Source organism: Acuticoccus yangtzensis (assembly GCF_001927245.1).
GTDB classification, from domain to species: Bacteria; Pseudomonadota; Alphaproteobacteria; order Rhizobiales; family Amorphaceae; genus Acuticoccus; species Acuticoccus yangtzensis.
The window spans coordinates 203,046-226,932 of sequence record NZ_MJUX01000005.1 but is presented as its reverse complement, the minus strand read 5'-3'; the positions used below and the strand labels follow the sequence as shown (position 1 = coordinate 226,932).

The 23,887-nt window shown below is 69.3% G+C and carries 19 protein-coding genes and 1 tRNA gene; 6 read left to right on the top strand and 14 right to left on the bottom strand.

Features of this window, described 5'->3' with window-relative positions; translation table 11 throughout:
• Window positions 1–28 precede the first annotated feature (28 nt).
• From upp to BIX52_RS14415, 3 genes are all read right to left on the bottom strand, one after another.
• Window positions 29–682: a uracil phosphoribosyltransferase gene (upp, locus tag BIX52_RS14425; RefSeq protein ID WP_075221779.1), complete on the bottom strand. Its 654-nt coding sequence runs from the start codon at window positions 680–682 to the stop codon at window positions 29–31.
• 443 nt (window positions 683–1,125) lie between these two features.
• A complete protein-coding gene (locus tag BIX52_RS14420) occupies window positions 1,126–2,385 on the bottom strand; it encodes a DUF1688 family protein (RefSeq protein ID WP_075221778.1) in 1,260 nt (419 codons plus the stop codon).
• The gene (locus tag BIX52_RS14415; protein ID WP_075221777.1) at window positions 2,378–3,631 is read right to left on the bottom strand and encodes a GTP cyclohydrolase II; all 1,254 of its coding nucleotides are present in this window, start codon (window positions 3,629–3,631) and stop codon (window positions 2,378–2,380) included. The genes BIX52_RS14420 and BIX52_RS14415 overlap by 8 nt, the downstream gene beginning before the upstream one ends.
• A 189-nt stretch (window positions 3,632–3,820) precedes the next feature.
• Between BIX52_RS14415 and glk the strand changes: the two genes are divergently transcribed.
• Both glk and BIX52_RS14405 read left to right on the top strand, forming a co-directional pair.
• Complete coding sequence (gene glk / locus BIX52_RS14410; RefSeq protein ID WP_075221776.1) at window positions 3,821–4,846, top strand: glucokinase; 1,026 nt, start codon at window positions 3,821–3,823, stop codon at window positions 4,844–4,846.
• A 166-nt stretch (window positions 4,847–5,012) separates the two neighbouring features.
• A tRNA-Gly gene (locus BIX52_RS14405) sits at window positions 5,013–5,087 on the top strand.
• 434 nt (window positions 5,088–5,521) lie between these two features.
• On the opposite strand, the gene BIX52_RS14400 is transcribed toward BIX52_RS14405, so the two are convergent.
• From BIX52_RS14400 to BIX52_RS14355, 10 genes are all read right to left on the bottom strand, one after another.
• Window positions 5,522–5,971 (bottom strand): MarR family winged helix-turn-helix transcriptional regulator, encoded by a 450-nt coding sequence (locus BIX52_RS14400; RefSeq protein ID WP_075221775.1) that lies wholly within the window; start codon window positions 5,969–5,971, stop codon window positions 5,522–5,524.
• Complete coding sequence (locus BIX52_RS14395; RefSeq protein WP_075221774.1) at window positions 5,968–6,669, bottom strand: ABC transporter ATP-binding protein; 702 nt, start codon at window positions 6,667–6,669, stop codon at window positions 5,968–5,970. The genes BIX52_RS14400 and BIX52_RS14395 overlap by 4 nt, the downstream gene beginning before the upstream one ends.
• An 81-nt stretch (window positions 6,670–6,750) precedes the next feature.
• On the bottom strand, window positions 6,751–7,545 hold the full coding sequence (locus BIX52_RS14390) for an ABC transporter ATP-binding protein (RefSeq protein WP_075221773.1): 795 nt from the start codon (window positions 7,543–7,545) through the stop codon (window positions 6,751–6,753).
• Complete coding sequence (locus BIX52_RS14385; protein WP_075221874.1) at window positions 7,542–9,383, bottom strand: ABC transporter permease; 1,842 nt, start codon at window positions 9,381–9,383, stop codon at window positions 7,542–7,544. The genes BIX52_RS14390 and BIX52_RS14385 overlap by 4 nt, the downstream gene beginning before the upstream one ends.
• A gap of 148 nt (window positions 9,384–9,531) precedes the next feature.
• Window positions 9,532–10,761, bottom strand: a complete 1,230-nt coding sequence (locus tag BIX52_RS14380; RefSeq protein WP_075221772.1) for an ABC transporter substrate-binding protein — start codon at window positions 10,759–10,761, stop codon at window positions 9,532–9,534.
• Between the two features lie 143 nt (window positions 10,762–10,904).
• Window positions 10,905–11,087 carry a hypothetical protein gene (locus BIX52_RS14375; protein WP_075221771.1) on the bottom strand — a complete coding sequence of 61 codons (183 nt, stop codon included), beginning with the start codon at window positions 11,085–11,087 and terminating at the stop codon, window positions 10,905–10,907.
• A complete protein-coding gene (locus BIX52_RS14370) occupies window positions 11,084–11,965 on the bottom strand; it encodes a UPF0280 family protein (RefSeq protein ID WP_075221770.1) in 882 nt (293 codons plus the stop codon). The genes BIX52_RS14375 and BIX52_RS14370 overlap by 4 nt, the downstream gene beginning before the upstream one ends.
• Window positions 11,962–13,452 carry a 6-hydroxynicotinate reductase gene (locus tag BIX52_RS14365; protein WP_075221769.1) on the bottom strand — a complete coding sequence of 497 codons (1,491 nt, stop codon included), beginning with the start codon at window positions 13,450–13,452 and terminating at the stop codon, window positions 11,962–11,964. The genes BIX52_RS14370 and BIX52_RS14365 overlap by 4 nt, the downstream gene beginning before the upstream one ends.
• Window positions 13,449–16,199, bottom strand: a complete 2,751-nt coding sequence (locus tag BIX52_RS14360) for a molybdopterin-dependent oxidoreductase (RefSeq protein ID WP_083660275.1) — start codon at window positions 16,197–16,199, stop codon at window positions 13,449–13,451. Before BIX52_RS14360 ends, BIX52_RS14365 begins: the two co-directional genes overlap by 4 nt.
• Window positions 16,196–17,032, bottom strand: coding sequence for an FAD binding domain-containing protein (locus tag BIX52_RS14355; protein ID WP_075221768.1), 837 nt, complete (start codon window positions 17,030–17,032; stop codon window positions 16,196–16,198). The genes BIX52_RS14360 and BIX52_RS14355 overlap by 4 nt, the downstream gene beginning before the upstream one ends.
• Before the next feature lie 235 nt (window positions 17,033–17,267).
• Between BIX52_RS14355 and BIX52_RS14350 the strand changes: the two genes are divergently transcribed.
• Entirely contained in the window at window positions 17,268–18,812 is a 1,545-nt protein-coding gene (locus BIX52_RS14350; protein WP_075221767.1) for an acetolactate synthase large subunit, read from the top strand.
• A 34-nt stretch (window positions 18,813–18,846) separates the two neighbouring features.
• Here the strand turns inward: BIX52_RS14350 and BIX52_RS14345 are convergent, their stop codons facing one another.
• Complete coding sequence (locus BIX52_RS14345) at window positions 18,847–19,842, bottom strand: KpsF/GutQ family sugar-phosphate isomerase (protein WP_075221766.1); 996 nt, start codon at window positions 19,840–19,842, stop codon at window positions 18,847–18,849.
• A 170-nt stretch (window positions 19,843–20,012) separates the two neighbouring features.
• Between BIX52_RS14345 and BIX52_RS14340 the strand changes: the two genes are divergently transcribed.
• From BIX52_RS14340 to BIX52_RS14330, 3 genes are all read left to right on the top strand, one after another.
• Entirely contained in the window at window positions 20,013–21,224 is a 1,212-nt protein-coding gene (locus BIX52_RS14340; protein ID WP_075221765.1) for a lytic murein transglycosylase, read from the top strand.
• 165 nt (window positions 21,225–21,389) lie between these two features.
• Window positions 21,390–22,913: a CAP domain-containing protein gene (locus BIX52_RS14335; RefSeq protein ID WP_075221764.1), complete on the top strand. Its 1,524-nt coding sequence runs from the start codon at window positions 21,390–21,392 to the stop codon at window positions 22,911–22,913.
• A gap of 185 nt (window positions 22,914–23,098) precedes the next feature.
• Window positions 23,099–23,713, top strand: a complete 615-nt coding sequence (locus BIX52_RS14330) for a GNAT family N-acetyltransferase (protein ID WP_083660274.1) — start codon at window positions 23,099–23,101, stop codon at window positions 23,711–23,713.
• Window positions 23,714–23,887: the final 174 nt, after the last annotated feature.

Below are 23,887 nucleotides of genomic sequence, written 5' to 3'. Positions count from 1 at the left end.
CTTGACCGGCGGTGCGGGCGCGAGGGGGTTATTTCGTCCCGAACATCCGGTCGCCGGCATCGCCGAGGCCGGGGACGATGTAGCCGTGTTCGTTCAGCCTCTCGTCCACCGCGGCGGCGACGATCGGCACGTCCGGATGGTTGCCGGACAGGTTGTCGACGCCTTCGGGCGCGGCGAGCAGGCAGACGAACTTCATGTCCGTGGCGCCGGCTTCCTTGAGGCGGTCGATGGCGGCGATGGCGCTGTTGGCGGTGGCCAGCATCGGGTCAAGGACGATGACGCGGCGGTTGCCCATGTCCTCGGGCGCCTTGAAATAATATTCCACGGCCGAGAGGGTCTTGGGGTCGCGGTAGAGGCCGACATGGGCGACGCGGGCGGCGGGGACGAGGTCGAGCATACCGTCGAGCAGGCCCTCACCGGCGCGCAGGATGGAGGCGAAGACGAGCTTCTTGCCGGACAGGACGGGCGCCTGCATCGGCTGGATCGGGGTGTCGATTTCGACGTTCTCGATCTCGAGGTCGCGGGTGGCCTCGTAGCACAATAGCATGGCGATTTCGCGCAGGAGCTGGCGGAAGCTGGCGGTGGAGGTATCCCGGCGGCGCATGATCGTCAGCTTGTGCTGGACCAGCGGGTGGTCGATCACGGTGACGTTGGGGTGGAGCTTCGACGGATCGGTGGGCATGGTCGCGAACTGGTCTCCTGGGCGCTGCGGACCGGGACCGGCCGTGCCACGCCGTGAACGATGCGCCCGTTGGGCACGGGAAATGACTTTAGGCGGCCCGCTGCCATGGAGGCAAACGGGGCCACTTCGATCGCCTGACCGCATGCAGGTTAGAGGCCGCGTCACGCCTGCTCGGCGCTGACGAGCCGCCCCGCCGTAGCCTGACCGCTGGAGCCGCCGTCGCCCCAATCCCTTGGCGGGCCCGGTGGAGCCTTGCCAAGGAGCCGGAGGCCGGCTTTAGCCGCTTGTCCTTGGCAAGGTGCCGCCGGGTCTGCCATGCGGTGCAGGGGTGATGGCGGTTCCGGCGGTCAGGCGGGCCCTGACCGTGGGAGGGTCCTGAGCCCGCCGGAGGCTGAGGCGCTGCCCCCGGCGGCGACCTCAGGTAACGGTCTTGCATGACGACCTTAAAACACCGTCCCGTCGCTGATGATGGCGATCGGGGGTGTCTTGTCGGGGCGTTTCTCGGCGGCCAGCAGCCGGCCGGTGGCCCAGGTGCCGCCTTCGAGGACCGAGGCGAGGGGCAGGGTGTCGGGGGTGACGTCGAGCCGCTCGCGCACCATCGGGGCGATCGTGTCCAGCAGCGTCACCGTGGCGGCCCGCCATTCGACGATCAGCGGATGGTCGACGGGGAGCGGTGCAGCGGGAGGCTGCACCAGGGTCAATGCGCCGCCGTCAACGAACAGGCCGCCGTTGCGGTATTCGGCGAGGCCGGGCAGGGCGTCGAGGTCGACGACATCGACACCGCGCACGATCAGGGGCTCGACCAGCGACAGCGAGAGCCATGTCGACAGCTTGTGGAAGGGGACGATGTCGGACCCGATGGTGCCGTCGCCGAGCGCCGGATGGCGCCAGGCGTCGCCGAGGGCGATGCCGCCGAGGGTGAGGCGCGAGGGCCAGATCGGGGCGAGACCCTCCAGCACCATCTCGAGGATGGTGGCGGCGGGAAGACGCCCGTCGACGGCTTCGGCGGCGAGGGCGTCGACGAGGCCGCCCGGCCGCGGATCGTCCTCGGTGGCGAAGAGGTCGGGCGCTGAGCGGGTCGCTTCGGCGAGACGGGCGAGGAGGGCGCGGCGCCCTTCGGCACCGTCGAGCGGGTTGTCCGCTGAAATCTGGAAGCCGGAGGCGAACTCCTCTTCGCCGACGAGTTCCAGCGCGGCGGCGTCGGCCCGCAGCGGATCGGCCGGGACGGCCGAGAAGGAGCCGCCGGCGAACATCGCGAAGGAGGCGAGCGCCAGCCCCTCGGAGCGGCCGGCCACCTCGCCCGTCGCCGCCTCGCGGTAGCGCCATGCGGGACCGGCCCCGGCGTCGAGCAGCACGGAGACGATGGCAAGATCGCCCATCGCCCGCGCGGCCTCCTCGGGGGTCGCCCACTCACGCACGGCGGCGAGGCTGGCGAAGCGGTCGAGGCCGGGGCTCTCGAAATGGCGGAACCGGGCGTGGAGCGGCACGGCGAGGTCCGGATAACGCTCGCGCGTCACCGCGGCGACGCGGTCGGCGAGCGCCGGCATCGCGGCAGAATCGTAGCGGAAATGCTCGGACTTGCCGTCCGCGATCCGCGCGAAGAGGGCCGCCGACCGCTCGCGCACGGCCTTGGCGGTCAGGAGGTCGCGCGCGGCCTCCTGCTCGGGCGTCAGCTCCGGGGCGTCGGTGTCGATGTCACTCATCGATGCCGCGGCCCTTCACCGTCCCGAGGTCCGCCGTCACGCCGCTCTCCGAGTAATAACCGGCCGCCTTCTTGGCCTCGATCTCGACGGCGGCGTCGGCGGGGATCAGCTCGTCGGGGATCGAGATGCGCTCGCCGATCTCGATGCCGGAGCCGGTGATGGCGTCGTACTTCATGTTGCTCATGGAGATGAAGCGGTGGATCTTGGTCACGCCGAGCCAGTGGAGCACGTCCGGCATCAGCTCCTGGAAGCGCGCGTCCTGGACGCCGGCGACGCACTCGGTGCGCTCGAAATAGTCCGCCGCGGTGTCGCCGCCGACCTGGCGCTTGCGGGCATTGTAGACGAGGAACTTCGTCACTTCGCCGAGCGCCCGGCCTTCCTTGCGGTTATAGACCACGAGGCCGACGCCGCCCTTCTGCGCCTCGGCCACGCATTCCTCGATGCCATGAATGAGGTAGGGGCGGCAGGTGCAGATGTCCGAGCCGAACACGTCCGAGCCGTTGCACTCGTCGTGGACGCGGCAGGTGAGGCGACGGGACGGGTCGGCGAGGGCTGCCGGATCACCGAAGATGTAGACGCTGATCGAGCCGATGGGCGGCAGGAAGGCGGCAAGGTCCGGCCGGGTGACGAGCTCGGGATACATGCCGCCCGTCTGCTCGAACAAAACGCGGCGCAGGCGCGTTTCCTCCACGCCGAAGCGTGCGGCGATGCCGGGCAGATACCACACCGGCTCGATGGCGGCTTTCGTCACCGCGACGTCGCCGCCCTGTTTGACGATCGTCCCGTCGACGGGCAGGCGGCCTTTGGCGATCGCGTCGTTCAGCTCGGCCATCGTCAGGTGGGCGCGGGTGACGGCGATCGTCGGGCGGATGTCGACCCCCTCGGCGATCAGCGGCGCGAAGGCGTCGGCGGCGACGTGGCCGAACGGGTCCAGCGAGACGATGCGCGCCGGGTCGGACCACGACGGGTGCGGGCCGATCGGCACGACGGGGGAGGTGTTGTGAAGGTCGGGCCGGCGGATCGGGTTCAGCGAGCCCGAGGTGACGGCGAGGGCACGGTAGAGCGAATAGGACCCGCCGTGCGTCCCGATCGCGTTGCGGTCGCCCGTCTCCGTCACGGTGCCGACGATCGGACCGCGTGTCACCGGGTCCGTCGCGCCCCATGTCAGGGGGAAGCGAAGAGCACGGCCGTTTCCGGGGTGCGAGGTGAGGCGAATGTGAGTGTTGCGATTGGTCTGATCGCCCATGGCGTGCTCCTGGGGCACTTCAAAGCGAGAAAATAGGGTCTCGGCTCCAAAAATGCCCGCCCTTAACGCGAAGGAAGGGCGCCCTTTGCCACATCTTTGTTAAGACTGTCACCACCGGATCGTGCCCTAAATGGTTGAAGGAGCGTGAGCGTGTCGCAAAAAGGGGAAATCAAAATACCCCGTAGAAGAATGGGTGACATACGCCCGCTGTCTTTCCCGGTGCTGATTGCAGATATCGGCGGCACGAATGTGCGGCTTGGGGTTCTGCCCGAAGCGCATAGTCCCGTGCGCAACTTCCCGACCGTGTCGACGAGTGCGTTTCCGGATTTCGTGACTGCGGCCGAGGCCACGGTTTTCGCGCAGACGGCGATGATGCCCCGATCGCTGCTGATCGCGATCGCCGGGCCGATCTCGGGCAGCGCCATCAAGCTCACCAATGCGGACTGGGTGATCGAGCCGCAAACGCTGTGCAAGGCGCTGGGTCTCGACCATCTGATTCTCTTCAACGATTTCGAGGCGCTGGCCCTGTCGCTGCCTTATCTCACCAGCGACCAGGTGTTGCAGGTCGGCGGAGGCGAGGTGTTGCCGCGCTCGCCGCGGGTGGTGATCGGGCCGGGCACCGGGCTCGGTGTCGCCGCGCTTGTCTATGCCGACCGCTGCTTCACGCCGCTGGCCGGTGAAGGCGGCCACGTGACGATGGCGCCGGAGACCGACCGCGACTTTCAGATCTGGCCGCATATCGACCGCTTTCATGGGCGCATCAGCGGGGAGACGCTGCTGTCCGGCCGTGGCCTCGCGCGGCTCTACAGGGCGATCGCGCGGGCGGATGGGAAGGATCCCTGGTGCCGTGAGGGTCGCGACGTCGCCGAGGGGCTGGCGGCAGGTGACGTGGTGGCCGAGGAGGCGGTGGACCTCTTCCTCACCTATCTCGGCCGTTTGGCGGGAGACCTGGCGCTGACGATGCTAGCCAAGGGCGGCGTCTATATCGGCGGGGGCATCGTGCCGCGGTTCGCCGACCGGATCGAAGCGAGCGGCTTCCGCAAGGCGTTCGAGGCGAAGGCGCCGCACACGGCGATCATGGAGCAGATCCCGACCTTCCTGATCACCGACCCCAAGCCCGCGGTGGCGGGGATGGCGAGCTTTGCCACTCTGCCGGAGCGCTTTTCCGTCGACCTCACCGGACGACGCTTCGACGACGGCGGTCTGGCGGGCTGACGGGAAGGGGCTGGGCGGAAAAATGCCCAGCTTCTGCTGGCTTTTGGCGAGAAAATGCACAGCCTGTGGAAAAGCTCGCCAGAAGGGGCTTGCGTTCCCCCCGGCAATCGTTCATATCACCGCCACACGCCGCGGGGCACTACGGAGCGCCGCAGCGGTACGGAGTGCGGGTGTAGCTCAGGGGTAGAGCACAACCTTGCCAAGGTTGGGGTCGTGGGTTCGAATCCCATCGCCCGCTCCAATCAGCCCGCGCTGGTATGGACGACGCCTCCGGTCTTTCCTTCCGATCAAATGTCCGGCGCCAAGTCCACGGCGCATTCGTTCTCATCCTGCTGCGTGATCCGCTGCGGGATTTTTTGCGTTCGGTCATCGGGTTCGTGGGCGGCGAGGCCGCAAATGATGCTGGACCTCTGGTGGCGCTGCGCCCCGACGTGAGGCACGTCGCGCGGTGTGCTGCCGTAGGGTGCGATCTCAGGCGCCGCGAAATTCGATCGACGCCGTACACCCGATGAATGTGTCCGTCTGGAAGGCTTTGGATCGGGGGCACCACCCGCCGACCGAACTTCGGGCCGAACCCGCGCGCGGGAGGCGTCTATAGCGGCGAGACGCCGTCACGCGGCGGAAAAACAGCAAACGCATTATGGGAATGGCGCAGCGGCAGCGGTCGCGCCCGCCTCAGGCCAGCTTGCGCAGCAGCCTGATCACCGTGTCGCGCTCGCGACTCGTCAGCGGCTTCAGCGTTTCGGCGGTGATCGCCCGGCCGCAACGGTGCAGCTCGGGAATGAGCGCCTCGCCCGCCGGCGACAGGGAGACGATGCGCAGCCGCCCGTCCGACGGGTCGGGCGCCAAGGTGACGTATCCCTTTGCGGCAAGCCGATCCACCACACCCTTCACCGTCGCCACGTCCAGCGCGGCGAGGCGGCCGAGATGGTTCTGCGAACTCGGCCCCACCTCGGCCAAGCGGTTGAGAAGGGCGAACTGTGTCGGCGTCAATCCGTCTGACATCCGGTCCTGAAAGATCGCCGTGTGACGCTGCGTCGCCAGGCGCATCAGATAACCGATCTGATCGTCGAGGACGTAGCCGGGGTCGCTGTCGGACCCGGCCTGCGAACGTTCCTCGCTCATAGTGCGAGTGTCTCCCGTGCAATCTCCGGCGCGGCGTCGAGGGCGGCGAAGGTCCCCTCGAAGCGGACCTCGCCCTTCTCGATGATCACCGCGCGGTCCGCCACCAGGCGCGCAAAATGAAGGTTCTGCTCGGACACCATGACCGCGAGGCCACGAGATTTCATCTCGCCGATCACCTGTGCCATCTGCTCCACGATGAGGGGTGAGATCCCCTCGGACGGCTCGTCCAGCAGGATCAGCCGCGGATTGCCCATCAAGGTGCGGGCGATGGTCAGCATCTGCTGCTCGCCGCCCGAAAGGCGCCCGGCGGCCGTCCCGCGCCGCTCGGCAAGGTTGGGGAAGAGGCCGAAGAGCTGATCGACACTCCACGAGGGAGCATCCGGCCGCGCCTCGCGCCGCCCGACCTCGAGGTTTTCGGCCACCGTCAGCTCGCGGAACACACGCCGGTCCTCCGGCACGTAGCCGAGGCCCGCCCGGCACGCCTTGTAGGGTGCAGCGCCCGTCATGTCCGCCCCGGCGAAGGTGACGCGGCCGGAGCGCGGGCGCACCAGCCCCATGACCGAACGCATGGTGGTCGACTTGCCGGCGCCGTTGCGGCCGAGCAGCGCCAGCACCTCGTGCGGGCCGACGGCGAGCGTCACGTCCCGCAGGATGTGCGCGCCGCCATAGAATGTGTTGAGTGCGGTGACCTCAAGCATGGTCCGTCACCTTGCCGGTTGCAGGATAACCAACCACGACGTGCATGGCCTTGCACGTCATTCCTGGCGTTGGACGGGCGCTCATGGCGAAACTCCACCGTTCTGAGGCGGCGTGGCCCCGAACGACGACAAGGTCCCGCCGCCCAGATAGACCGCCTGGACGGTCGCATTCGCCCGGATCTCTTCGCCCGTCCCTTCGGCGATCAGCTCGCCCCGATTGAGGACGAGGACGCGGTGAGCGTGATTGAAGACCACGTCCATGTCATGCTCGGTGAAGAGCACGCTGAGCCCTTCGGCGGCGACGATGTCGGCCACCAGCGCCATCAGCGCCGTGCGCTCGGCCTGGGCCATGCCGGCGGTCGGCTCGTCCATCAGGAGTACGGTGGGGGCGTGGGCGAGCGCCACCGCCAGCTCCAGCCGCTTCAGGTCGCCATAGGCGAGGGCGGTGGCGGCGCGGTCCGCCTCGCCCAGCATGCCGACGCGCGACAGCAGCGCCTCCGCCTCCGCGCGGTAGAGGCGGCTTGCGCGCGAGAACAGGTCCAGCGTGCGCCTGTGGTGGGAGATCAGCGCCATCTGCACGTTCTCCGCCACCGTCATCGAGGCGAAGGTCTGCGTGATCTGGAACGTTCGCCCGACGCCGAGCCGCCACACCGCGCGCGGGGCAAGCCCGGTGATCGGCCGGCCCTTCAGCGCGACGGTGCCGCCGTCCGGCTTGATGTAGCCGTTCAGCATGTTGAAGCAGGTCGTCTTGCCCGCCCCGTTCGGGCCGATGAGTGCCAGAAACTCGCCCGCCTTCAGCGCGAAGGACACGTCCGACACCGCCGTCAGCCCGCCGAACCGTTTGGTCAGCTTGTCGATGGTCAGAACGGCGCTCATGCCGGCCTCCGCAGGCGCAGGAGGGTGAGGAGCCGTCCGACCCCGCCGGCGATCCCGTCCGGCGCCAGAAGCACGATGGCGAGGATGATGACGCCGAAGATGGCCCGCCAATGGTCGAGGCGCATCACCCAATCCTCGATGAGCACGAAGGCGGCCGCGCCGAAGAGGGGGCCGAGCAGCGACTGCACGCCGCCGAGGAGCACCATGATGAGCCCGTCCACCGAGTGGCCGATGGCGAGCGTGTCGGGAAAGACGGAGCCCTTGGAGAAGACGAAGACCGACCCCGCGACCCCCGCCAGCGCGCCCGCCAGGATGAAGCCCAGCCACTGATGCGCCTTCAGGTCGATGCCGATCGCCTCCGCCCGCAGCGCCGAATCGCGGCCGCCGCGCAGGACATAGCCGAAGGGCGAGTGGGCGATCCGGCGGATGATCAAGAGCCCCGCCCCGCACAGCGCGAGGGCGATGTAGAAGTAGACCGCGCGGTCTGACGCCCACCGTGCGGGCCAGACGCCCAGAATGCCGTCGTCACCGCCGGTGACGCTCTGCCACTGGAAGGTGATGCCCCACAGGATTTGCGCCGCCGCCAAGGTCAGCATGGCGAGGTAGACGCCCGACAGGCGCACGCAGAACCAGCCGAACACCATGGCCCCGAACGCGGCCGCGACCGGGCCGAGCAGCATCGCCGGCAGCATCGGCAGGCCGAGCGATTTGACCGCCAGCGCGGCCGCATAGGCGCCGAGGCCGAAGTAGGCTGCGTGGCCGAAGGAGACCATGCCGCCGACACCCATGAGAAGGTGCAGGCTGGCCGCGAAGAGCATGGCGACGAGAAGGTCGATCCCGAGCACCAGAAGAAACCCGTCGTCGGCGAGCGGCAACAGCGCCGCGCCGACCGCGACGATGGCCGCCACGGCGATGCCCGCCGGGGGCATCGCCCGCAGCGGCGCTTCGGGAACGCTCGCCCCATGCGCCGAGGCGGGCGTTCCGAACAGGCCGTATGGCCGCACGATGAGGACAACCGCCATGACGAGGAAGGGCAGGATCAGCGAGATCTGCGGCCACACCAGCACCCCGAAGGCGTTGGCGACGGAGATGATGACGGCCGCCACGAAGGCCCCGGTCACCGAGCCCATGCCGCCGATCACCACCACCACGAAGGCCTGGCCGATGATGTTGAGGTCCATCAACAAGTTGACCGATTCGCGCGGCACCTGCAGCGCCCCGCCGAGCCCGGCGAGAAACGAGCCGACCATGAAGGTGGACGTGAAGAGGACGTGCTGATTGACGCCGAGGGCGCCGACCATCTCGCGGTCCTGCGTTGCGGCGCGTACCAGGATGCCCCACCGTGTGCGCTGGAAGAGCAGCCAGATGAGGCCGAGCACAACCGGCCCGATGACGATGAGGGCGAGGTCGTATTCGGGGATCGGCTCACCGAAGATGCGCACGGCCCGGTCGAGCAGCGGAGCGCGGGGGCCGAGAAGGTCCTCCGAACCCCAGATGGCGAGCGCCGCATCCTGCACGATGAGGACGACGCCGAAGGTGGCGACGAGCTGGAAGAGCTCAGGTGAGTGATAGATGCGCCGCAGGATCAGAATCTCGATCGCCGCGCCGATGAAGGCGGTGGCGACGGCGGCCAGGATGACGCCCGTCCAGAAGCCGAACACCCCCGGCAGGGTCGTCACCAGCGAATAGGCGATGTAGGCGCCCAGCATGTAGAGCGAGCCGTGGGCGAAGTTCACGACGCGCGTCACGCCGAAGATGATCGACAGCCCGGACGCGATGAGGAAGAGCGAGGAGGCGTTGGCAAGCCCGGTGAGGAGCTGGGCGAAATAGAAGCCCATCATGCGGCGGGTCTGGCTCCATGGTTCGGGACGGCGTGGCGGGGGATCGGCGGGCAGGCGGCACGGTCGGCAAAGTGGCGCGGCAGCGGATGGGCCGCGCCGGATAAAGGAACGGCGCGGCCCCGAGGACCGCGCCGTCCGTCTCGGCTTACTGGTTTTCCGGGCGCAGTTTCAGCGCGTCGGCTTCGGAGGGGAGGTAGTCCTCGCCGTCCGCATAGTGCCAGTCGACCATCACCGGGGCGCCGTCGACGATGCCGGTCTTGCCGACCCAGGCGCCCATGGTGGCCTGGTTGTCGACCGGGCGGAACAGGAAGTCGCCCGTCGGCGCGGTGACGCGAAGCCCTTCCATCGTGGTCAGCAGCGTCTCGGTCTCGAGGTTAGGTGCCTTCTCCAGAAGCGCCTTGATGGTCATCATGGAGTTGTAGCCGACGATGGAACCGGTCTTCGGCGCCTCGCCCCACTTGGCCTGGTAGGCCTCGGCGAAGGGCGTGTGCTCGGGCGTGTCGACGTCCATTCCGGGATAGCCGGTGACGATCCAGCCCTCGGGCGCCTCGGCCCCCAGCGGCTCCAGATATTCCGGCTCGCCGGAGAGAAGCGAGACCACGACGCGGTCGTCGAACAGGCCGCGCAGCGAGCCTTCGCGCACGAACTTGGCGAGGTCACCGCCGAAGGTGACGTTGAAGATGCCGTCGGGCTTGGACTGCTCCAGCGCGCGCACGGTGGACCCGGCGTCGATGTTGAAGAGGGGCGGCCACTGCTCCTCGACGAACTTCACGTCCGGCTTCAGCTTGGTCAGCTCGCGCTTGAAGGCCTCCACCGCGTCGGTGCCATAGGCGTAGTTCGGGGCGATGACGGCCCAGGTCATGGCGTCGGTCTTGGCGGCCTGCTCGGCCAGCATGGCGGCCTGCATGTGGGTGCCGGGCCGCAGCCGGTAGGTGTAGCGGTTGCCCGATGCCCAGATCAGCTCGTCCGTCAGCGGCTCGGACGCGATGAACAGCGTCTGGCTCTGGTTGGCGAAGTCCGACACCGCAAGGCCGATATTGGACAGGAAGGTGCCGAAGATCAGCGAGACGTTCTCGCGGTTGACGAGCTCGTCGGCGATGCGGATGGCGGTCGCCGGATCGCCGCCGTCGTCCCGCGACAGCACCTCGATGGGACGGCCTTTGATGCCCCCGGCGGCGTTGATCTCCTCGAGCGCCAGCTCCCAGCCCTTCTTGTAGGGCTCGGTGAAGGCGGCCATGCGCGTGTAGGAGTTGATCTCGCCGACCTTGATCGGCGCGCCGTCCTGAGCCAACGCCGCCGGGGCAAAGGCGGCCGGCGTGACGGCAAGGGCCAGCGCGGCAATGCCGGCCCGGAAAGTTGCGCGTCGCGTGAGCATGTCAGTCCTCTCGTCGTGGCAGCGAAGAGGATCTTCGCCATCGGGTGAAGTCATAACCCGTTAACGGGTCCTCACAAGTCCGGATGTTGCGGCGAAAAGGTCAGATGCGCCGCAGGGATAGGCTGGACGGGGTGAGCCCGCCCTCAGTCGGTGGCCAGGCGGGCGGGCAGATCCGGCCGAATGCGTTCCGGGCCAAGGCGGATGTCGGCCGGGGCGAGGCGGCCGGGCACGGGCGTGTCGGCCGCCTCGCCCCGGCGGCCGAAGCCGGCGATGGCGACCCGCGCCGGGCCGCGTGCGGGGAGCCCGTTCGGGACCGTCTCGCTCACCCTTCGTCCTCGTGATCGTCAGGCAGGGTGTTGCGGCTGATGGAATCGCCCCAGCCGAGCGACCGCGCCTCGCCCTGCAGGTAGAACGCGACGCCGCGGATGGTGCCATCGGCCAGCATCTGCCGCGCCAGGCGGGCGCCCTTGCCGATAGCGATCTTCTTGTCCGCCGTCGTCAGTGTGCCGCAGCCGGTGGTGACGAGGCGCGAGCCGAGGTCCGAATCGGGGTCGATGGTTTCGGCCGGTGCCCGCTCCACCGCGGGATGCCCGGGAAGGTCGACGGCGTTGGCGAGGAGCGTCGCCGCCGCGTCCGCCTCCGCCGCTGAGGCGGCGAGCACCGTCACCGAATCGGCGATCCCCAGCGACAGGCTGCGCCCCGTGCGGCCGGACGTGGCGATGCCGCCGATGCCGTCGCCCGAGCGCAGCCGGACCGTGCCGAGGTGGGTGTTGTCGTGGGCGGCGATGCGCGCATGGGCGGTCTGCCCGCCGGAGAGGTGAACCGCGATATCGCCGCCATTGTTGACGAAGGCGCGGGTCAAGGGGGCGGCCGCGGTCATGGTGTCGAGGATCTCGTCGGCGACAGCGCCCGCGACGGCGGCCATCGGCGTGATGAAGGTGTCGGACGCGAAGGGGCGCACCGCCTTCGTCATGCGTGATGCGACGAGGCCCTGCATCTCGGTATCGGAGCGTGCGGGCAGGCGCAGCTCGGAAAGCTCCTCGACGATCTCGGTCAGCACCGTGGCGAAGCGCCCGGCTGCGGCGGTGAAGGCGGCCTCCACCGCCGTCTCGCTGCCGTCGGCCGAGACGATGACGTCGATCGGCCCGTGTTGCAGGTGAAGGCGGCCGTCGGGAAGAAGTGCTGCGGTCGGGTCGGTCATCATGCGGCCTTTCCTCTTCTGTCACCGGCGCGGGTGGGGCCGCCCGGTACTGTGCGAAGGCCCTTGGCTTCCGCTTCACGAATAACGTCGGCGAGCGGCCGGACCTCGTCCACATGCCCGCCGAGCGCGGCATAGTCCGCCGCGCGCATGGTGAATTCGATCGGCGCCACGAGCGCAGGCGTCGGCACCGAGCCGAAGGCGTTGGTCGGCATCTGGATCACGTCCACCATGAAGGTGATCCCGCCGCCCGGCCAAAGGTAGGCCTGCGCACCGCCGCATGTCACGCGCGTTAAAGCCTCGCGCACCGAACGGGTGAGGGCGATGGGGTTTTCCGTCACCCCTGCACGCAGCGATCCGCCCGCGCCGCCCATGAAAAGTACGGACGCCACCGCCGGCTCACAATTTTCCGCGATCCGCTCCACCACCGCCAACAGGGGACCCGGCAGCGGGGCGGGCCGCGGAACGAGCGCCTCGTCGAGCACGAAATAGGCCGATTGCTCTCCGGTGGTGGAGACCATCAGCAGGGTGAGGCCGGGGCGCGCCTTCTTGGGGTCGAACGCGCCGAGGATGGTGAGCGGGTCGGTGATGTCGGTTCCGCCCCAGGCCGTCCCCGGTCCGGCCACCTGGAAGTAGCGGCCGGGTGTGGAGCGGCGGCCTTTGATGCGAATGCCGCTCGGCGTCAGGTCGAGCATGCGGCCGGACTGGTGCTCGGAGAGGACGCCGGTGATGTGGTCGTCCACCACCACCACCTCGTCGACGAGGCCCACCCACTGCTTGGCGAACATGCCGATGGTGGCCGAGCCACAGCCGACGCGCATCCGCGCCTCTGTCACGCCGTTGACGATCGGCGCCTCGTCGGCGGTGATGACGAGGTCGGCCCCGTCGTCGATCCGCATTTCCACCGGCTCGCGGTTGCACAGGGCCAGCAGCGCGTCGCAGGTGACGCGGCCCTCCTTCTTGGTGCCGCCGGTGAGATGCTCGACCCCGCCCAGCGAGAGCATCTTGGAGCCGTATTCGCCGGTGGTGACGTGGCCGATCGGCTCGCCCGCCACCCGCACCGTCGCCCGCTCGGGGCCGATGTGGCGGTCGGTGTCGATCTTCACCTTGGCGCCGCAATAGCTGAAGATCCCCTCCGTCACGACGGTGACCATGTCTTCGTCGCCCAGCGGCTGGGAGATGATGAAGGGGGCGGGCTTGTAGTCCGGATAGGTGGTACCCGCGCCGATGGCGGTGACGAAGGTGCGCTCGGTGCCCAGAACGTCCCAGTTCTCGGCGTGGCGCGGCAGGAAGGGGACGAGCTTGTCGGTGCCGTTTTCGATCACCGTCAGCGGGTCGAGCCGGACGAGGGTTCCGGCGCGGTTGGCGTAGCGGTCGCAGGCGCCTGTGCGCCCGTCGGCGATGTAGCAGAGCACGGGGCAGGCGTCGCAGCGGATCTTGGCGGCGGGGGCGCCGGGATCCGGCGATGCGGCGGGCGGGATAATCTCGGTCATGGCGTGGCCTTTGCCGCTGGGCTGATGGCGGCGAGAACGCGGGCGGGTGTCGCGGGCACCTCGGTCAGCCGGGCGCCCGTGGCGTGGCGGATGGCGCCGAGGATCGCCGGGGCCGTGGGGATGAGCGCATGCTCGCCGAGGCCCTTGGCGCCGAATGGGCCGTGCGCGTCCGCCTCCTCCACGATGAGGGACTGGATCGGCGGAATGTCGCCGATGGTGGGGATGAGATAATCGTGCAGGTTCTCGGTCCGGCCGGGGATGTACTCTTCCATCAGCGCCATGCCGGCGCCCTGGGCGATGCCGCCGGCGATCTGCCCCTCCACCAGCACGGGGTTGATGGCGCGGCCGACGTCGTGCGCCGCCGTCACCTTCAGGAGCCGCACGGTGCCGAGCTCGGTGTCCACGGTGAGCTCCACCATGTGCGCCGCGTAGCCGTAGACGGCGTAGGGCGCGCCCTGGCCGTTCTCGTCCAGCGGCGCGGTCGGCGGGTCGTAGGTCTCCGCCGCCTCCAGCGCGTAATCGCCCAGCCTGCCGGAGAGGTCCACCACCTGCCGCCGCCCTTGGTCGACCACGGCGAGACCATCCGCGGTGTCGATCACGGCGTCTTCGCCCGCGTTGGCGAGGCGCAGGATGGCGGCGCGCAACGTGAGCGCGGTGAGCCGGGCGGCATTGCCGGACACGAAGGTCTGGCGCGAGGCCGACGTCTTGCCCGCGTCCGGCGTGACCGCGGTGTCCGGGCCGACGATTTCGACCGCCGCCAGTGGCACGCCGAGCGTGGTGGCGAAGATTTGCGCGATGACGGTGTTCGATCCTTGGCCGATGTCGACAGCGCCCTGGTGGAGGACGATCGTCCCGTCCGCCCGCACCCCGGCGCGGATCGTCGACGGGTTGGGCATCGACGTGTTGCCGCAGCCGTACCAGCCGGCCGCGATGCCGACGCCGCGCTTCACCGTTCCCGCCTGCGCCGCTTCGGCCTCGGCGGTGGCGCGCGCCCAGTGCGGCGCCAGCGCGTCGAGACAGGCGCCGATGCCGACGCCCTGGGCGAACACCTGGCCGCAGACGGTGGGGGCGCCGTTGGTGAGAGCGTTGCGGCGGCGGAAGGCGAGCCGGTCCATGCCGAGCGCCAGGGCGAGATCGTCGAACAGCACTTCCTGGGCGATGGCGGACTGGGGCACGCCGAAGCCGCGGAAGGCGCCCGCGGGCGGGTTGTTGGTGTGCACCGCGCGGCTCGTCGCCCGGTAGTCGGCGATGCTGTAGGGGCCGGAGGCGTGGACGGGCACGCGGTTGGCGACCGTCGGGCCCCAACTGGCGTAGGCGCCGGTGTCGAAGGTGCCGGCGAAGTCGAAGCCGCACAGGGTGCCGTCCGCGGTCGCACCCACCGTCAGCGTGATGTCGGAGGGGTGGCGCTTGGTGGTCGACTGCATCGATTCGGCGCGGCTATAGGCGGCGCGCACGGGGCGGCCGGTGACGAGCGCCGCCAGCGCCAGGAAGGGCTGGATGGAAAGGTCCAGCTTGGAGCCGAAGCCGCCGCCGCACGCGGTGGGCACGATGCGCACCTTGTCCGGCGCGAGGTCCAGGATCTCGGCGAGGCTGTCGCGGTCCATGATCGGCGCCTGGGTTGAGGCGTGGACCTCGAGCGTTCCGTCCACCAGCGCCGCGTAACCGGCCTCGGGCTCGATGTAGGCGTGCTCCACGAAGGGCGACCTGAAGCGGCCCGTGGCGGTGACGGCGGCGCGGGCGAGGGCGGCCGCAGCGTCGCCCCGCACCACGCGCCCTTCGCACATCAGGTTGCCGGGGCGCCCCTCGTGCAGCGGAGGCGCGTCGGCGGCTTCCTCCGGTGTCATGGCGGCGGGTAGGGCGGTGAAGGCGATGGGCACGGCAGAAAGGTCCAGCGCCGCTATCGCGTCCGCCTCGCCGACGATGGCGGCCACGGCCTCGCCCCGGTGCCGCGTCTCCCCGGCGGCGAACACCGGCTGATCGGCGAAGGCGGGGATGACGCCGAAGCGGTTCGCGCCCGGAATGTCGGCGGCGGTGAGGACGGTGGTGACGCCCGGCGTCGTCGCGGCGAATGCGGCGAGCTCGCCAAGGGTAACCGCCGCGCGGGCGAAGGGGGAGCGCACAACGCGCAGCGCGAGCGCGCCCGCCGGGGCCACGTCGTCGCCGAAGCGCTCGGCGCCGGTCACCTTGGCGCGGCCGTCGATACGCGGGACGGCGGCGCCGACACTGTCCTCAGCGGGGGAGGGGCGGAGCGCACCCATCACGGCGTCGATGATCGCCCGGTAGCCGGTGCAGCGGCACAGGACGCCGCCGAGCGCGTCCTTCACCTCGGCCTCGGTCGGGGTCTTGGTGCGGGCGAGGAGGGCAGCGGCGCTCACCATCATCCCCGGCGTGCAGATGCCGCACTGGGCGGCGTTCAGGCGGTGGAAGGCGTCCGCCAGGCGCTGGACGGCGGGGTCGCCGAGGAGGCCGGTGAGCGTCGTCACCGTGCGGCCGTCAGCCTGCGTGGCGCCGACGAGGCAGGCGCACACGGGGTCGCCGTCCAGAAGCACGGTGCAGGCGCCGCAGTCGCCCGCGTTGCAGCCGACCTTCACGTCGAGCGCGCCGAGGCGGCGGAGCGCGTCGGAGAGGCGCTCCCCGTCGCGGGCGTCCAGCGCCACGCTGGCGCCGTTGAGGATCAGCGTGTCGTCGTCTCCGGCGAGAAGCGTGGCGCGGGGTGTTTCGGCGCGGGTATCGGCGGTGAGGCTCATGGCGCCAGCCTTCCGGCCGCCTCGGCCAAGGCGCGGCGCACCAGGACGAGCGCGGCCTCGCGCCGATAGGAGGCGGTGGCGCGCACGTCGTCGATCGGGCTGAGCGGGACGAGATCGTCCGCCTCGGCGCAGGCGGCCGCGAGCTCCAACGGTGCGCCGACGAGCTTCGCCTCCAGCCCCGCCAGCCGCATCGCCACGGGCGAGCAGGCGCCGACGGCGATCCGCGCGTCGGTGATCCGGCCGCCCTCCGCCGCCAGCATCACCGCCACCATGGCGATGGAGATCACGAGATAATGCCGCGCTCCAAGCTTGTGGAACACTGCGGCGGCGCCCTCCGGCTGGGGCGGGACCAGGATCGCCGTCACCATTTCGCCCGGTTGCAGCGCGGTGCGGCGCGGGCCGAGGATGAAGTCGGCGAGCGGCAGGCGGCGGCGCCGTCCGGCCGCGGCCACCTCGACCGCGGCGTTCAGAGCGAGGAGGGCGGGCACACCGTCCGCGGCGGGCGAGGCGTTGCACAGGTTGCCGGCGAGGGTCGCGCGGTTCTGGATCTGCACCGAGCCGACCTCCGCGGCGGCGGCCTTCAGGGCGTCGAACGCAGAGGGAAGCGGGGCGGCGCGAAGGGCCGACCAGGTGACGCCGGCGCCGATGCGCCAGCCGTCCGCCCCCGCCTCGATCGTCGACAGGCCGGCGACGCGCGACAGGTCCACCACCGGTCCCGCAAGGCGCGGCCCCGCGGCGGCGTAAACGTCGGTCCCGCCTGCCAAGAGCTTGCCCGGCCCGGCCGCCAGCGCGGCCAGGGCATCGTCGATCGTCACCGGGCGGAGCGTTGCCATACGCGAAACCCACCTGTCGTTGATGCATCGCGACGGGACGCATCGTTGGTATGCGAACGGTATCGCGCCTGCCGTCAATGTCAATTCTTTGGGCGTGCCTGCGTTTTGTGCTGGTCTGCTCTGCAGTTAAACCGCGCTGTTGCCAAAGTCTCCGCGGCTTGGAAGGATCGGCCCCGCGCGCCGCTCCCGGTCGCGACCGCCGACACCCGGCGGCAGTCCAAGCCATGGAGTGGCCATGAACGGCGCTGAAAGCCTCGTACGAACACTGTCCGGCGGCGGGGTCGACGTCTGCTTCGCCAACCCCGGCACGTCCGAAATGCAGTTCGTCGACGCGCTCGACCGCACGCGCCTCATGCGCTGTATTCTCGGCCTCTTCGAAGGCGTCGTCACCGGTGCGGCCGACGGCTATGCGCGGATGTCCGGCCGGCCTGCCGCAACGCTGCTTCACCTCGCCCCCGGTTTAGCCAACGCCTCGGCCAACCTGCACAACGCCAAGAAGGCGCGGGTGCCGATCGTCAACATCGTCGGCGACCATGCGCTGCGCCACCAGGCCTACGACGCGCCGCTGTCGGCCGACGTGGAGGGGGCAGCGCTCCCGTTCAGCGACTTCGTGCGCATCACCCGTTCCGCCGCCGAGATCGGCGCCGACGGGGCCGAGACGCTGGCCGCCGCGAAGAGTGCGCCCGGCCGCATCGCCACCCTCATCGCCCCCTCCGACACGGGGTGGGACGAGGGCGGCGTCGTCGCCGAGCCGCGCCGCCCGCAGGGTCCGGCGCGGATCGATTCCAGCGCGCTCGACCAGGCGGTGGCGGCCCTCGCCTTCGGCAAGGAGACGATGATTCTGGCCGGCGATTCGATCCTTGAGCAGGACGAGACGCTGGCGCTGCTGGCCGGGATCGCCGAGAAGACCGGCTGCCGGGTGGCGCTCCCCTCGGCCAACCGGCGCATCGAGCGCGGTCGCGGCCGGGCGAATTTCCCGAAGATCCCGTTCGCCGTGGACCTCGCGCTCGAGATGCTGAAGGACGTGCGCCACGTCATCCTGATCATGGCGCGTCAGCCGGTCGCCTTCTTCGCCTATCCGGGGAAGCCCTCGACGCTGCTGCCCGACGCCTGCAGCCGCCTGACCCTTGCCGACATGCACGAGGACGGCCCCGACGCGGTGCGCCAGCTCGCCGACCGCGTCGGTGCGCGGCCGGCCAAGGTGAAGGATGCACCGCGCCCGGTCGATCCGCAGGCGATCCCGATCGACTATCTGGCGCTGGAGGCGGCCATCGCCGCAGCCCTTCCCGAGAACGCCATCGTGGTGGACGAGGGGCTGACGTCGGGCCGCGGCATCTACGACGCGACGCCGGGCGCGGCGCCGATGAGCTGGATCGCCATCACCGGCGGCTCCATCGGCATCGGCCCGCCGATGGCGCTGGGGGCGGCGATCGCCTGTCCCGACCGCCCGGTGGTGGCGCTGCAGGCGGACGGCTCGGCGATGTACACGATTCAGGCGCTGTGGAGCCAGGCGCGCGAGGGCGCCAACGTCACCACGGTGATCTTCGCCAACGGCACCTACGAGATTTTGAAGCAGGAGCTCTTCCGCGTCGGCGCCAATCCCGGCCGCAGCGCGCTCGACATGCTGGAGATCAACCGTCCGGCGCTCGACTTCGTGTCGATCGCCAAGGGGATGGGTGTGCCGGGCGTGCGCGTGTCGGACGCGGCGGCGCTGGTGCGGGCGATCCGCGACAGCGTCCGCGAGCCGGGCCCGAAGCTGATCGAGGCGACGATCGTCTGACGCGCCGCCTGGCGGGTGCGGGCGCGTGCGCCGTTCAGGCGACGCCGGCGCGCAGCAGGTCGTGCATGTGGAGGAGGCCGACGAGCTTGCCGCCGTCGGTGACGAACAGGGACGAGATCTTCGCCGAGTTCATCGTCTCCAGCGCGACGCCGACGAGGACGTCCTTCTCCACCGTCTTTGGCGCCTTGCTCATGACGTATTCCACCGGCTGGCGGAGGATCTCGTCGTTGAGGTGACGGCGCAGGTCGCCGTCGGTGATGACGCCGACGAGGCGGTCACCGTCCACCACGCCCACCGCGCCGAAGCCCTTGGCGCTCATGGTGATGATGGCCTCGCTCATCGGCGTGCCCACGGCGGCCAGCGGCACCCGCTCGCCGGTGTGCATCAGCCCCGCCACGAATTGCAGGCGGGCGCCCAGCTTGCCGCCGGGGTGGAAGGTGTGGAACTGCGTCGGCGTGAGGCCGCGGCGTTCCAAGAGGGCGACGGCGAGCGCGTCCGCCATGGCGAGCTGCGCCACCGCCGAGGATGTGGGGGCGAGGCCGAGCGGGCAGGCCTCCGCGCCCACCGGCAGGGCGAGCGCCACGTCCGCCGCGCGGCCCAGCGTGGAGGCCGCGTTGGACGTGATGGCGATCACCGTCACCTTGAAGCGCTTGGCATAGGTGAGGATGGAGGCGAGCTCCTTCGTCTCGCCGGACCAGGAGAGGGCGAGCACCACGTCGGACGCGGTGATCATGCCGAGGTCGCCGTGGCTCGCCTCGGCCGGGTGGACGAACTGGGCCGGTGTGCCGGTGGAGGCGAGCGTCGCCGCAGCCTTTGCGGCAATGTGTCCCGACTTTCCCATTCCGGTGACGATGATGCGTCCCTGGCAGGCGGCCATCAGGTCCACGGCGCGCGCCACATCGCGGCCCAGGTTGCCGGACAGCGCGTCGGCGAGGAGGGCCATGGCGCTGATCTCGGTGCGGATCGTGCGCTCGGCCGAGGCCTTGACGTCGGCCTCGTTCGGGCTCCCTCTCAACTCAACGACGGACATCGTCACCTTCCTTACGCAGCATCACATCTTCGCGGCCAAGGGTCCGCGATTACGCTTAAGCGGCCGGTCAGACAAGCCGGGAGGGTTGCCAGACAAGGTGAGGATGGCCTTAACGGTTTGAGAGCGATCGTCAGATAGAGGCCCTTACACGAGTTCTGGAGTTGGGACCCATGCCCCGAGCCATCACCCTTTGCCGCGCCTTCACCTTTGCCGCCATTGCCGCGGCGTCCCTCGCCGTGCCGCAGACGGCGCGGGCGGACGCCTTCACCTCGTGTGTCGCCTCCAAGTGGCCGGCCGCCCGGTCCGCCGGCGTCACCCGCGCCACGTTCGATGCGGCGACGCGCGGGATGCGGCCCGATCCCGACACGGTGCGCCTGTCCAACAACCAGTCGGAGTTCGTGAAGCCGATCTGGGAATATCTGGAGACGGCGGTTTCCGACAAGCGCGTGCGGGACGGGCGGGCGATGCTCGCCCGCTACCGCACCACGCTGGAGGCGGTGGGCGAGCGCTATAGCGTGGACCCCGAGGTCGTGCTCGCGATCTGGGGCATGGAGACGAGCTACGGCTCCTATATGGGCGACCACAACGCCGTGCGCGCCGCGGCGACACTCGCTTGCAACGGCCGCCGCCGCTCGGACTTCTGGACCCAGCAGTTCGCCGCCGCGCTGAAGATCGCCCAGGACGGCCACGTGCCGCTCGACCAGATGAAATCGTCCTGGGGCGCTGCGATGGGCCACACCCAGTTCATTCCGACGAGCTGGCAGGCCTACGCCGCGGACTTCGACGGTGACGGCAAGCGCGACGTGTGGCGCTCCATCCCCGACGCCTTCGCCTCCACCGCCAACTACCTGCACAAGCACGGCTGGAACTATCACGAGACGTGGGGTTACGAGGTCGTCGTCCCGCGCAACTTCGACCACAAGCGCGCTGACGGGAAGCAGAAGCGCACGCTCGCCCAGTGGGAGGCGCTCGGGATCACCCGCGCCGGCGGTGGCTCCTGGCCCCGGCCGGACGATCAGGCCTATCTGCTTTACCCCGCAGGCGCGAACGGCCCGGCCTTTCTGATGCTGCGCAATTTCGACGTCATCAAGCGCTACAACAATGCCGATGCCTATGCTCTGGCGGTGGGGCATCTGGCGGACCGGATCATCGGCGGCGGCGACTTCATTCAGAGCTGGCCGACCAACGAGCGGCCCCTGACGCGCACCCAGGTGAAGGAGATGCAATCGCTGTTGACCCGCCGCGGGTTCTCCACCGGCGGTATCGACGGGCAGGTCGGGCCGATGACGCGCGAGGCGATCCGCGGCTTCCAGACGGCGAGCGGCAAGGTGCCGGACGGCTATGCCTCCACCCAGCTCCTTCAGGACCTTCAGCGCCGCTGACCTGAGCGGGATTGGATATTTGCAAAGCTCTGCGTCTTCAAGTGGGTGGCGCTTTTGCATTTTTGGAATGGGGTGCCACAACGAAAAGTGATGGTCCGAACACAGCCGTGCTTGCTATAGCGGGCGTCCGCATGTGCTGGATTGGACCAAGGAGAAGCTGAGGTCATGGCCACAGTCACCGCATTTGAGCAATATCTGGTCGAACTCATCAACCGTGCCCGCAGCGATCCGGCGGGGGAGGCGGCCCGTTACGGGATTTCGCTCAATGACGGCCTGCCCGCCGGCACCCTCTCGCCGACCCCGCTGGCGCCGCTCGCGGTGATGCCGACATTGTCGGACTCGGCCGACGCTCATTCGGCCGACATGCTGGCCAACAGCTACTTTTCCCACACCGGCCTCAACGGGTCATCGGCGACCGAGCGTATGCTGGCGGCCGGTTGGGCGCCTGAACCTGGCGTCGGCTGGGCGACGGGCGAGAACATCTCCTACCGCTCGAAATATCCGGCCACGGTCTCGCAGGCGACGATCGACAGCCACCACGAGGGGCTGTTCCGCTCGTCCGGCCACCGCACCAACATCCTGTCCGACCTGTTCAGCGAGCTGGGTGTCGGCCAGGCGATCGGCGCCTACGGGACCAACGGTTACGAATCCTACGTGACGCAGAACTTCGCCGAGGGCGGGCGCACCTACATCACCGGCGTCGCGCTCGACGATGCGGACGATGACGGGTTCTACGATGTCGGCGAGGGGCTGGGCGGCGTCACGGTCGCCTATAGCGGAGACGGCGGTTCGGGTACCGCGGTGACCTTCGCCGGCGGCGGATATGCCTTCGAGGTGGCCCCTGGCACCTATGAGGTGACATTTTCGGGGCCGGGCCTGGACGGAACGGTGACACGGTCCGTCACCGTGGGGTCCGACAACGTGAAGCTTGACGCATTCGCCGATGATGCCGTGTCGTCCGGCGGCGGCGGCGGCGGCGGTGGCGGCACGACCGACCCTGACCCCGAGCCCGAGCCCGACGTCGTGGTCGTCGAGGCGCGGCTCGCCGGTAACAGAGACCCCAACCGCCTCGTCGGCGAAGGGACGAACGACGAGATCGTGGGGGGCGGCGGCAACGACACGCTGATCGGCAACGGCGGCCGGGACCTGATGAACGGCGGGCCGGGCGACGATCGCATCAACGGCGGCGCGGCCGCAGACACCCTGCAAGGCGCAGGCGGCGCGGACACCCTGAACGGCAGCACCGGAGCGGACGAACTCTACGGCGGCGGCGCCAACGATTTCCTCGTCGGCGACAATGGCGGCGACTCGCTCTACGGCGGTGGCGGCGCCGACCGGCTGAACGGCAACAACGGTCATGACAGGCTGTTCGGCCAGAACGGTGCCGACGCGCTTTATGGTGGCGGCGGGATCGATACGCTCTCCGGCGGCGGCGGCAACGACTTCATGGACGGTGGCGGCGGCGCGGACCTCTATATGTTCGACGGCGGCGTGGACACGATCCGCATCACCGGCGCCGATCGAATCGATCTCGGCCGCTTCGATTTCACCGATTTCGACACCGATATCGCCCCCAATCTCACGAACCGGGCCAACGGGACGACCTACCTCGACCTGCCGGGACAGCACGCCATCATCTTTGAGACGATTCCCAAAGGCGGCTTCGACGCGGGGGATTTCATCCTATAATCTCAGTCACTTGACGCCGGGACCACGGCACGTTTCGTGGTCCGCGGCGGCATGGTTGGCTGTTGACATATCCGTTATGAGTCAGGGGGTTGGGAGGGTTCCAGCAGGGCAGCTCTGCACAATGCCACATGGCTGAAATCGGCCATGTGCTCCATCTTTCTTTTCCTTGAGCAAAGGAAGGCGAGATGGCGCCAGTCAGTATGAGTGCGGTGTCACCGTTTCGGTCGGTGGTGGTTCGGCGGTTGCGCCGGTCCGAGACGAGGCTCGTCGCCGAGCATCTGTTGAGGCTCGACGAGGAAAGCCGTCGCCGGCGCTTCTGCCGTCCCGTGAACGACGCTTATCTCAGAGCTTACGCGATGGGTGAGAAGGACCGCTCCGGTCATATCGAGGGCGTGTTCGTGAACGGCGTTCTGCGCGGTATCGCCGAGCTTCGTCCGCTGGGCGGCGACTATCGCGGCCATGCCGAAGCGGCCTTCAGTGTCGAATACGAGTTTCAGCGCCGCGGGCTCGGGGCGCGGCTGTTCGAGCACCTGGTGCTGAGGGCCCGTAACACGGGCATCCACACCCTCACCATGTCGTGTCTGCCGGAGAACCGGGCGATGCAACGTCTGGCGCGCCGTCTCGGCGGATCGCTCGTCCGCTGGCCGGGCGAGATGCACTCCACCGTGATGGAGGATCCGCCGACTTTCTTCTCCATCGCGCGCGAAGCTGCCGTGGACATGGCCGGCAGCGCTTATGCGACAATGGATTGGTGGGCTCGCAATGAAGTGACCGGGCTCTTCTCACGCCGCGCAGCCTGATCCTCGCCGCAGGGGACCGCCGTCTCGATGACGCCGCGGCAGGGTGACGCAGAGGGCTAATGCGCCCCGTCCCTGCCGCACTGTTAACAAAACCTGTCGAGCGGGTTTGAATTTTCCGAATTTTGTCGTCACGGTGTCGTCTGGCATGACCACAGGTGTGGTCGTGTGGATCGA